Here is an 11,344-nt window from a genome sequence, read left to right as displayed (position 1 = left end):
GGTTCTGTGCCTGCGCGGGCGCGATCTGGAACGGGTCGCGCCGGGCGGGCTGATCGTGCTGGCCCTGACCTCCGGCTTCGCCGCGATTGACCTGACGGAATCGCTCGATCCCCATTTCAGTTCCAGCGCCTATGGCCTGATCGCATCCGCCGGGGCGGTGCTGCTGGCCTTTGCCATGGCGGTCCTGTTTGAAGGCATGCGGGCGACTACCGCGGAACTGCGCGATCTGGCGCGCCTGCTGCTGGGGCTTACGATTTTGTGGGCCTATCTGGATTTCATGCAGTTCCTGATTGTGTGGCAGTCCAACCTGCCGGTGGAGGCCGCGTGGTACGCGCCCCGCCTGCGGGGGGGATGGGGGGCCGTGGCGCTCGCCATTGCCGGGCTGCATTTTCTCCTGCCGTTCGTTCTGCTGGTACTGCCCCCGTTACAGGCCCGGCGGCGTGTTGTCCTGCTGGCGGCGGGGTTGCTGGTCGGCATGGAAACTGTCCGTAACCTCTGGCTGGTCCTGCCGGCATGGACGCCGCCCGTTCCCTTATGGGGTGTGCCGGTATCCCTTGCTTTCCTTGGCGGCGGGAGCGCGGCGCTGGTGTTGTGGCGGATGGGCCGGGAGCCGGCGGTCGCCTGCCCCATGCCGCCGGGAGGCCCCCATGTCTGAGCGGCATGAACCGCCGGAGGTGGCGCCGCCCCGTCATGAAACCCGCGACATTTCCCTGCGCGCGGTCATTGCCGGGGGCGTGGTCATTGGTGTTGCCGTGGGCGGGCTTGTGATCCTGGCCGACATGCTGTTTCCGCAAAAATCACTCGACCGCCTGCTCAAACCGCCATTTCCGGTTATTGCGGAACCGGCATTGCAGTCCGATCCGGCGGCGGACATGGCGGCATTCCATGCACGTGAAATGGCCACGCTGAACGGTTTTGGCTGGACCGATCCCGCCCATGGCGCCGGCATATCCCCATCGAACAGGCCATGCGGCAGATCGCGCGTGAAGGCATCAATGGCTGGCCGGTGGATGGGGAGAGCGGGCCATGACCCTGCCGCGCACTGCAAAGGGAGCGAAATGGTCCCTGCTGGCCTGTCTGGCCGCCCTGTCCTGGGCCATGCCCGCCATGGCGGACGATGCGATGGCGGCGCTGGCTTTCACGCTCCGGCAGGGTAATCAACTGCCGCTCGACGCCCGCTTCGCGGATACGACCGGTCAGATCCGGCCGCTGGGCACATTCCTTGGCGGCAGGCCCGCCATTTTATCCATGGGCTATTATGCCTGCCCCAATATGTGTGAACTCGAACGTGCCGACCTGCTGCATGCGCTGGCGCGCAGCGGGCTGGAAACCCCGGCTGATTATACTCTGGTGGTTGTCAGTATCGACCCCACGGAAACGCCCGCCATGGCGCGTCAGGCCCGGCAGGATGATCTGGCGCGCTTTCCCGTAACGGCGGCGCAACAGGGGTGGCATTTCCTGACCGGGGATTCCGCCAGCATCCAGCGCCTGTCACGCGCGGTGGGGTTTCATGCGCGCTACGACCCCGGGCTTCGGCAGTACGTTCATCCCATGGGGCTGGTGTTCATTACCCCGGCGGGCATGGTGTCCGGTTATGTGCTGGGTATCGGCTACCGGCCGGGCGATGTGCGGCAGGCCGTGGCCCATGCGGCGCGTGGCGACCGCGTTACGGCGTCGCCCATCCTGCTGCTGTGCTTTCATTACGATGCAACGACGGGGCGTTACACGCTGGCGGTTGAAAAGCTGTTACGCATCGGGGCCGCGCTGACCGTGCTGATGCTGGGGTCGGTGCTGGTCATGGCCCACAGGCGGGACCGCCGATGAACTGGCTGCCCGAAGTCTCGGCCCACGCCGTGCGGGTCGATGTCCTGCTGGCGGGGCTGCTGCTGATCAGCCTGGCGGTGCTGGGGCTGGTGTTCGGGCTGATGTTTCTCAACATCATCCGCTTTCGGGTGGGGAGCCGGGTGCCCGTCTCGCATGAGGCGGTGTCCATAAAAGCTGGCGTTTCGAGATTGGCTGGACCACGGCGACACTGGTGATTTTCTTCGCCCTGTTCGTATGGGCGGCGCGGCTGTACGTGGTGGGGTTCCAGCCTCCGGCGGGCGCGATCCAGATTTACGTGACGGGCAAGCAGTGGATGTGGAAGGTCCAGTATCCGGGCGGCCAGCGTGAGATCAACGCCCTGCATGTTCCGCTTGGCCGGGCCGTGCAGCTTTTGCTCACATCGGAAGATGTGATCCATGATTTCTCGATCCCCGTGCTGCGGATCAAGCATGACGTCCTGCCGGGGCGGTACCAGAGCCTGTGGTTCATCGCCACCCGGCCGGGATCGTTCCGTTTCTACTGCACGCAGTTCTGTGGCATCGGGCATTCGCGCATGACCGGCACGCTGGAAGTCCTGAACAGCACCGATTACGCTGACTGGCTGGACCATACGCCCGCCAGCGGCAGTCTTGCCACGCAGGGGGAGGCCCTGTTCATCCATAACGGCTGTAGCGGCTGCCACGCATCGGGGCGTTACCCGCCCGATGCGCAGGATACGGCGCGCGCCCCGTCCATGGTGGGGCTGTACGGCGCCTGGTGCCCGGCCCCGATGGACGGCCCGTGCGGGTGGACGGGACTTTCGTGCATGATGCCATCCTTCATGCCGGAACGGCGCGCGCGCCTGCGGGAACCTACACCACTGAAATGCCGTCGTTCCGTGGTGTGCTGGGGGAGGATGAACTGGCGGCGCTGGTCGCCTATATCCAGACATTATCCCCCTCCGCGCCGCCGGGCATGGGGGCCGGGGCCATGACCCCGCGTGAAGGGCGGTGACGGCCATGGCCCCACATACCCGGCGGTGAACGCGGTTACCTGTGGCAGGACGGCACCGTGCGGTCATGGCTGCTGACAACCGACCATAAACGGATCGCGCTGCTGTACATGGCCTCCATCACCGTGTTCTTCGCCCTTGGCAGCGTGGGGGCCGCGCTGATCCGGCTGCACCTGATCATGCCCACGGGGGCGATCCTGTCGGACGAGACCTACAGCCGCATGTTCACCCTGCATGGCGTTGTCATGGTCTGGCTGTTTCTCGTGCCCTCCATTCCCGTAACGCTGGGCAATTTTCTTGTGCCGCTGATGCTGGGCGCGCGTGACCTGGCCTTTCCACGCCTTAACCTGATCAGTTGGTACCTGTTCGTCATGGCCGGGATGCTGGTGGTGTACGGGCTGTTCCGTGGGGGGCTGGAAACCGGATGGACGTTCTATACGCCGCTCTCCACCGATTATACGCAGGGTCGGGTGCTGCCGGTCGTGGCGGGGGTTTTCCTGAGCGGGTTTTCATCCATCGCCACCGGGGTCAACTTCATCATAAGCATCCACCAGCTCCGCGCGCCGGGCATGACGTGGTACCGCCTGCCGCTCATGCTCTGGGCGCTGTACGCCACCAGTGTCATTTTCGTGCTGGCAACCCCGGTGCTCAGCATCACGCTGCTGCTTCTGGCGTTTGAGCATTTTTTCCGTGTCGGCGTGTTCGATCCCGCCCTGGGGGGGGATCCGCTGCTGTTTCAGCACCTGTTCTGGTTCTACTCCCACCCGGCGGTTTACATCATGATCCTGCCGGGCATGGGGGTGGTCAGCGAGGTGGTGAGCACGTTCTGCCACAAGCCGGTTTTCGGGTACAGGTTCGTGGCGTGGTCGTCCATTTCCATCGCGGCCATCGGCTTTCTGGTCTGGGGGCACCATATGTTCGTGGCCGGAACATCGCTTTACGCCGCCGTTGTGTTTTCCATGCTGAGTTTCCTTGTCTCCGTTCCTTCGGCCATCAAGGTGTTCAACTGGCTGGGCACCATGCATGGCGGGGCCATCCGGCTGGATGCGCCCATGCTGTACGCCATGGGGTTTATCGGGCTGTTTACGGTGGGGGGGCTGACCGGGCTGTTCCTTGCCTCCCTGGCCAGTGATGTACACCTGACACAGACATATTTCGTGGTGGCCCATTTCCATTACATCATGGTGGGGGGCATGGTTTCGGCCTATTTCGCCGGGCTGCATTACTGGTGGCCCAAGATAACGGGCCGCATGTACCCGAAATGTGGGGGCGGACGGCGGCGGCACTCCTGTTCTTTGGCTTCAACCTGACCTTTTTCCCGCAGTTCCTGCTGGGGTATGAAGGCATGCCGCGACGCTATGCAACCTATCCGGCGCAGTTCCAGGTGCTTAATGTGCTGTCTTCCGCCGGGGCCAGCATCCTTGCGCTCGCCTATATCCTGCCGCTGGTCTATTTTGCGTGGTCGCTGTTTCGTGGCGCGCGCGCGACCGACAATCCATGGCAGGCGACCGGGCTGGAATGGCGCACATCCTCCCCACCGCCGACGGAAAACTTTATCCATCCGCCCGTCATGACGCATGACGCCTATGATTACGCCGCACTGGACCGGGCGAATGACGCCGCGCGGAAGGAGGAAGCCCATGGCTGATCCCCTCGCGCCCTATGATACGGCCGGGCACCGTGATGAAACGGCCGTGGCGGGCATGTGGCTGTTCCTGGCCAGTGAAGTCCTGCTGTTTGGCGGGCTGTTCCTGATCGTTCTGGTCTATTCGCACACGCATGCCGCCGGATGGGTCATCGGGGTGCGCCATACCAACCTGTTGATCGGCTGTATAAATACACTGTTGCTGATCACCAGCAGCGCCATTTACACCCTGGCGGTGGAGGCGGCCCGGCAGGGGCATGACCGCCGCATCATCCCCGCGGCCCTGGGGGCGGCCGGGCTGGGCGTGGTGTTTCTTGTGCTCAAAGGCCGGGAATGGCAGCTTGAGCTTACGGAGCACCTGTTTCCGGGCACGGGATTTGCCATTTCCGGGCCGGATGCCGGTGGTGCGCAACTGTTCTACAGCTTTTATTTCATGTCCACCGCGCTGCACGGGCTGCATATGCTGGTCGGTATCGGGCTGATCGTGTGGGTGTGTTACCGGACCCGCGCACGGATGGGCCAGCCCGCGCCTGGCATGGCGGTGGATGTGGTGGGACTGTACTGGAGCTTTGTCGATCTTGTCTGGATCCTGCTCTTCCCGGTCCTTTATCTGATCGGACGGGTGTGATGGCGCGTATCGTGGCGTGCTGGGTTCTGCTCATGCTGCTTTTCGGTGCGGAACTGGTCATGGCCGGGGCCGGTTTCACGCCTGGTATCCGCGCCAGCGCGGTCCTTATGGCGCTGATTATCGTATTCGGGTTCATGCGGATCGCGCGCGCACCGCCCCTTGCCGCGATATTCGCACTGGGCGGGCTGTTCTGGCTGACCATATTACTGGCGCTTGGCAGTCTGGACAGCTTTACCCGAACCACTTTCGCCGTGGGCGACAGCCTGTCTTCACGCGCCCATCATGCGCCAGCGGCGCGGGGCGTTTCCCCCTGATGGCGCGGGCATGGTTTCCCGGCCCTGTTTTTCATTTTCCCTGATCAGCCGATCGCCCCGTTGATGCGTTGGGACAGGATCAGGCTGGCGACTGGATATGTCGGGAACTGGCTCAGGGATCATGACCATGAAGATGCAGCGCATTTTACGGGTTTCAGGCAGGTCCGATATTCCGGCTGTACTGACGGGCGCTGTGACTGTCGCGGGGGCCGCCAGAACCCGCCGGGGTTGCGCTGCGGCATGAATGCGATTGTCCGTCTCGCACTCGCGCGGCCCTATACATTCGTGGTGATGGCGATCCTGATCGTTTTTATCGGTGTGCTGTCAGCCATCCGGACGCCGAAGGACATCTTCCCCGAAATCCGCATTCCCATCATCGCCGTGGCGTGGACCTACAGCAACCTTTCACCACAGGACATGTCGGGGCGCATCGAACTTCCGTTCCAGCGCGTCCTGACCACAACGGTGAACAATATCGAACATATCGAGGGACTGTCGCTTACGGGGATCGGGGTTACGAAAATCTTCTTCCAGCCGGGCACCGATGTCCGTATCGCCAATGCGCAGGTCACGGCCATTGCCCAGACAATCCTGCGCCAGCTTCCCATTGGCACCACGCCGCCGCTCATCCTCAATTACAGCGCCTCCACGGTGCCCATCGTCCAGCTTGCCCTGTCGGGCGCGGGCCTGACCGAACAGCAGTTGTATGACTATGGATTCAATTTCATCCGCAACCGGCTGGTTACCGTACCGGGTGCGGCCATTCCCTATCCCTATGGCGGCCGGGTGCGCCAGATCCAGATGGACCTTGACCCCGCGCAACTGCAGTCGCGCGGCGTATCGGCGCAGGACGTGGGCAACGCCCTGACCAGCCAGACACAGATCACGCCGGCCGGTTTCGTGAAGATTGGCGAGTACCAGTATAATTTCAGGCTGAACAATGCGCCGCTTTCCGTGGACCTGCTGAACAGCCTGCCCGTGCGGACGGTCAATGGCGCGGTGGTGCGCGTGCGCGACGTGGCCCATGTGCGCGACGGCGCAACACCCCAGCAGAATGTGGTTCATGTGGACGGGCAGCGTTCCGCCCTGATGACGGTGCTGAAATCGGGCGCGACCTCCACCATCGCGATCGTGGCCGGGATCAAGGCGATGATGCCCGATGCGACGCGCGGGTTGCCGAAGCAGATCAGGCTCAGGCCCGTCAATGACCAGTCGCTGTTTGTAAAGGCCGCCGTGAATGGCGTGGTACGCGAGGGCGCGATCGCGGCTGGCCTGACCAGCCTCATGATCCTGCTGTTCCTGGGCTCATGGCGCTCCACGCTCATTGTGGCCACGTCCATTCCCCTGTCGGTTCTGGGGGCCATTACGGCGCTTTCCGCGCTGGGGGAGACGCTGAATGTCATGACCCTGGGTGGGCTCGCCCTGGCCGTGGGAATTCTGGTGGATGAGGCCACGGTCACGATCGAGAATATCGAGCGTCATCTGGAAATGGGCAAGGATGTCCATGCCGCCATCATTGACGGATCGGGGGAGATCATCGTCCCGGCTTTTCTCTCGCTCATCTGCATCTGTATCGTGTTTGTCCCGATGTTCTACCTGCCGGGCATCGCGGGCTTCCTGTTCGTGCCCATGGCGTTTTCGGTGATGTTCGCCATGGTGATGTCCTTCATCCTGTCGCGCACGCTGGTACCCACCATGGCCATGTTCCTGCTGCGGCCGCATGGGCACGAAAACCAGACGGGTGGCAATCCCTTCACACGTTTCCAGAAGGGGTTCGAGCGGCGTTTCGAAGCGCTTCGTGCCGGTTATGGCGCGCTGCTTGCCGCCGTGCTGGACCATCGGGGCTGGTTCGTGGGCGGTTTTTCGGGTTCGCCATGCTGAGCATGGGTCTGCTGCCGTTTCTGGGGCGCAATTTCTTTCCCCAGGTCGATGCCGGAACCCTGACACTGCACGTACGCGGCCCGGTGGGCATGCGGATCGAGGAGACGGCGGCCCTGTTCCAGCGTATCGAGAAGCGGATCCGCCAGCGCATTCCCCAGGCGGAACTGGAATCGATCGCTGACAATATCGGCCTGCCCACCAGCGCCATCAACACGGCCTATAACGCATCCGGCACGATCGGGCCGCAGGATGGCGACATTATCGTGGCGCTGAAGGAAGGCCACAGCCCCACGGAACACTACATTCGCATCCTGCGCGCTGAACTGCCCACACTTTTCCCCGAAGCGACGTTTGCGTTTCTGCCATCGGACATTACCAGCCAGATCCTGAATTTCGGCGCGCCCGCGCCGATCGACATTCAGGTATCCGGCACCAACCCCGATGAAACCCGCCAGTTCGCCCAGCGGATACTGCGCGCCATCCGCCCGATCGACGGTCTGGTCGATGCCCGTATCCAGCAGCCCGGCCATTACCCGGAACTGCGTTTTGACGCGGACCGGACCCGCATCAACCAGCTTGGCCTGACGGAAGGGGACGTGACCAGCAGTATCGCGACCTCGATTGCGGGCACGGTGCAGACGGCGCCGCTGTACTGGCTCGATCCCCACAGCATGGTCACCTATCCCATTGCGGTGCAGATGCCCGAATACCGGATCAGTTCGCTGGCGGATGTGATCGGGCTGCCGGTCACGGGCGTTTCGACAACCCAGCTACAGGTGCTGGGCGCGCTGGGCACGATTACCCGGGGCACGACTTCCCCGGTCGAGACGCAGTACAACATCCGCCCGCTGATCGATGTGTTCGCGGCGGGGGATGGGCGGGATCTCGGCGCGATCGCGGGTGATGTACAAACCGCCCTGCGGCGTCTGGAGCCTGACCGGCCGGAGACGGTCACGGTCACGCTGCGCGGCCAGTACCAGGCCATGACAACCGCCTTTTCAGGCATGGGGTTCGGCCTGCTGGGCGCGATCGTGCTGATCTACCTGCTGATCGTCATCAATTTCCAGAGCTGGACCGATCCCTGCATTGTCGTCCTCGCGCTGCCGGGCGCGCTGGCGGGCATATGCTGGATGCTGTTTGCAACGCACACGCCGCTTTCCGTTCCCGCGCTGACCGGGGCGATCATGTGCATGGGGGTGGCCACGGCGAACTCCATCCTTGTCATCAGCTTCTGCCGCGAGCAACTGGCGGAACATGGTGATGCCCTGCGCGCGGCCCTGACGGCGGGCGGCACCCGCCTGCGGCCGGTCATCATGACGGCGCTGGCCATGGTCATCGGCATGCTGCCCATGGCGCTGGGGCTAGGGGAAGGCGGGGAACAGAACGCGCCCCTGGGCCGGGCGGTCATTGGCGGGCTGTTATTCGCCACCAGCGCGTCACTGTTCTTCGTGCCCACCTTGTTCGCCACGATTTATGACTGGCGCGCGCGCCGCGGGGCGGATGGGGCGCACGCCCATGCCTGATACGCATATATTGCCACAGGCGGCCCATAAGCCGCGACTGGCGTGGATCCTCCTCGGCGGGCTTGTCCTGTTCGGGCTTGTCCTTGTGGTGGGAACGGTGGCGCGCATCCATGCCCGCCACCAGCTTCATGCCGTGAATGTTGCGGCACTGGTGCCCACCGTTACCATCGTGCATCCGGGCGGGCACGCCGTTGATACGCTGGTCCTGCCCGCCGTGCTTGAAGCATGGTACAGCGCGCCGGTCTATGCCCGGACCAATGGCTATCTGCGGCGCTGGTATGTCGATATCGGGCAGAAGGTGGATGAAGGTCAGCTTCTGGCGGAAATCGATACGCCCGATGTGGATCTGCAACTTGCCGCCGCACGGGCGGCGCTGGGCACGCGCACCGCGCAGCGTGACCTGGCGCGGATCACATCGCGGCGGTGGGATCGTCTCATTGCGCAGAATGCCGTATCCCAACAGGAAACGGATGAACGCCGGGGCAACTTCGCCGCCAGTGAAGCGGCCCGTCATGAAGCGGCGGCGGATGTTGAACGCTTCGAGACGCTGTCCGGGTTCAAGCGCATCATCGCGCCATTTTCCGGGGTGGTGACCAGTCGCGCCACGGATATTGGCGCGCTGATCGTCGCGGGCACCGCCGCCAGCCAGCCGCTCTTTACGGTGTCGGATGTAAAACGGCTCCGGTTGTATGTGCGGGTGCCACAGGCCTATGCCGCGCGGATGCATGACGGTTTTGTGGCGCAGTTCACCGTGCCGGATTATCGCGACCGCAAATTCGAAGCGCGTCTCCTGCATTCCGCCGATGCCGTTGATTCCCGGTCCGGCACCATGCTGGTCCAGCTTGTTTATGACAATACGGAAAACCTGCTCAAACCCGGGGCCTATGCGCAGGTCATCTTTACATTCCGGGGGCCGGGACCGCAGGCGCCCCCTTCCGTGCGTATTCCGGCCAGTTGCCTGCTGTTTCGCAGGGACCGGACGACCGTGGCGCTGGTGGATGACGATAATCACGTCAGGATAAAGCCGGTCTCTATCCTGACGGATTTCGGCACGGAACTGGAAGTAACAGGGCTGGCACCGCAAAGCCGGATCATCAACACGCCGCCGGATGACATAAGCCAGGGGGATCCGGTCAGACCGCATGAGGACGGGCATGCGTCCTAGCTGGGGAAGGGGGGGCATGTTCCTCCTCTTCCTGCTTTGCGGCTGTAACCTGGCTCCCCGTTACAGGAAACCGGTGGTATCCGGCCTTCCCGCCACGTTCAGGGAAACCGGGCCCTGGACCCCGGCCCGGCCCACGGATGCCGCGCTGCGGGGGGACTGGTGGTCGGCCATGGGGGATGACGGGCTGAACCGGCTGGAGGACAGGATTGAACATGGCAGCCCGCAACTGGCGGCTGCCGTGGCGCGATATGATCAGGCCCGCGCCTTGTCCGGCGCGCGCGGGCCGATTTCTTCCCCCAGATCGACGCCACGGCCAGCGCGCAGCGGGAACGCGCGCTGTTTCCGGCCACGGGCACTTATTACGAATACCGGGATTATGAGACAGGCGGCACCGTCTCGTGGGAGCCGGATATATGGGGGCGTATCCGCAATCTGGTCACGGCGGCGCGGGCGAATGCCCAGGCGAGCGCGGCCGATCTCGCCGCCATCCGTCTCAGCCTGGAGGGCGAACTGGGAGATGACTATTTCCAGCTCTGCGGTCTCGATGCCCGGATCGACCTGCTGCAACGGACCGTGGCCGCCTATACGGCGTCCCTCGACCTGACAACAAAGCGCTTCATGGGCGGGGCCGCGAATGAACTGGATGTAGGGCGGGCGCGGACTCAGCTCAGCGCCACGCAGTCCCGACTGGAGCAGCAGGTGGCGGATCGCACGCTGGTCGAACACGCCATTGCCGTGCTGGTGGGCGAGCAGCCATCCACCTTCGCGCTGGCCCCTTCGGGCGGCCTTGCGCCCGTGCCCGTCATTCCTGTCACGGCCCCTTCCCATCTGCTGGAACGTAGGCCCGATGTCGCGGTGGCCGAACGGCGCATGGCGGCGGCGAATGCACGGATCGGGGTGGCGCGGGCCGCGTTTTTTCCAAATATCACGCTGGGCGCGACCGGTGGTTCGGAAAGTGTCACCAGCACCCTTCTGGCGGCGGGCAGCGGTGTCTGGGCGCTGGGGCCAGCGCTGGCCACGCTGGCCATATTCGATGGCGGCAGACGGTTCGCCAATCTGGCCGTCACCCACGCGGCCTATGTCGAGGCCGCCGCGAATTACCGGCAGACGGTGCTGACCGCCTTTCGCGAGGTAGAGGACCAGCTTGCCCTGTTAAATCATCTGGCGGACGCGCCGCGCGACAGGAGGAAGCTGTCGTGGCGGCGGCCCGGACTACCTATCTGGCAACCCTTCAGTATCGGGAGGGGGCGGTGGACTACCTGCAGGTCGTCATTGCCCAGACCGCGGAATTACAGAGCCGTGAGGATCTGATCACGATCAATACGCGCCGCCTTATGGGTGGAATTGATCTTGTCCGCGCCATGGGGGGGCGG

General features: G+C 63.9%; 8 protein-coding genes and 3 pseudogenes. All 11 read left to right on the top strand.

Going from position 1 to position 11,344, the window contains the following annotated elements; all coding sequences use genetic code 11:
* Window positions 1-655 (top strand): annotated as a pseudogene (locus tag JCM25156_RS04855) (hypothetical protein); the annotation flags it as partial.
* Window positions 648-1,157, top strand: a complete 510-nt coding sequence (locus JCM25156_RS30755; RefSeq protein ID WP_242402476.1) for a hypothetical protein — start codon at window positions 648-650, stop codon at window positions 1,155-1,157. The pseudogene JCM25156_RS04855 and the gene JCM25156_RS30755, both read left to right, overlap by 8 nt.
* A complete protein-coding gene (locus JCM25156_RS04845) occupies window positions 1,108-1,824 on the top strand; it encodes an SCO family protein (protein WP_242402475.1) in 717 nt (238 codons plus the stop codon). The genes JCM25156_RS30755 and JCM25156_RS04845 overlap by 50 nt, the downstream gene beginning before the upstream one ends.
* A complete protein-coding gene (locus JCM25156_RS30750; RefSeq protein ID WP_242402474.1) occupies window positions 1,821-2,039 on the top strand; it encodes a hypothetical protein in 219 nt (72 codons plus the stop codon). Before JCM25156_RS04845 ends, JCM25156_RS30750 begins: the two co-directional genes overlap by 4 nt.
* Window positions 2,036-2,797: a cupredoxin domain-containing protein gene (locus tag JCM25156_RS21600; RefSeq protein ID WP_242402473.1), complete on the top strand. Its 762-nt coding sequence runs from the start codon at window positions 2,036-2,038 to the stop codon at window positions 2,795-2,797. Before JCM25156_RS30750 ends, JCM25156_RS21600 begins: the two co-directional genes overlap by 4 nt.
* A 128-nt stretch (window positions 2,798-2,925) precedes the next feature.
* A pseudogene (locus JCM25156_RS21595) lies at window positions 2,926-4,463 on the top strand (cytochrome c oxidase subunit I).
* Window positions 4,456-5,088, top strand: a complete 633-nt coding sequence (locus JCM25156_RS04830; RefSeq protein ID WP_025812322.1) for a cytochrome c oxidase subunit 3 — start codon at window positions 4,456-4,458, stop codon at window positions 5,086-5,088. The pseudogene JCM25156_RS21595 and the gene JCM25156_RS04830 overlap by 8 nt, the downstream one beginning before the upstream one ends.
* Window positions 5,088-5,402 carry a hypothetical protein gene (locus tag JCM25156_RS04825; RefSeq protein ID WP_051577475.1) on the top strand — a complete coding sequence of 105 codons (315 nt, stop codon included), beginning with the start codon at window positions 5,088-5,090 and terminating at the stop codon, window positions 5,400-5,402. The genes JCM25156_RS04830 and JCM25156_RS04825 overlap by 1 nt, the downstream gene beginning before the upstream one ends.
* A gap of 240 nt (window positions 5,403-5,642) precedes the next feature.
* Window positions 5,643-8,806: pseudogene (locus tag JCM25156_RS21590) on the top strand (efflux RND transporter permease subunit).
* On the top strand, window positions 8,799-9,971 hold the full coding sequence (locus JCM25156_RS04815; protein ID WP_025812320.1) for an efflux RND transporter periplasmic adaptor subunit: 1,173 nt from the start codon (window positions 8,799-8,801) through the stop codon (window positions 9,969-9,971). The pseudogene JCM25156_RS21590 and the gene JCM25156_RS04815 overlap by 8 nt, the downstream one beginning before the upstream one ends.
* Window positions 9,972-10,271: 300 nt before the next feature.
* Window positions 10,272-11,282: an efflux transporter outer membrane subunit gene (locus JCM25156_RS21585; RefSeq protein ID WP_242402477.1), complete on the top strand. Its 1,011-nt coding sequence runs from the start codon at window positions 10,272-10,274 to the stop codon at window positions 11,280-11,282.
* Window positions 11,283-11,344 lie beyond the last annotated feature (62 nt).

This window comes from Komagataeibacter kakiaceti JCM 25156, from assembly GCF_000613305.1.
Note: the sequence above shows the minus strand (reverse complement) of the source record. Positions and strands in the feature narration are given on the sequence as shown.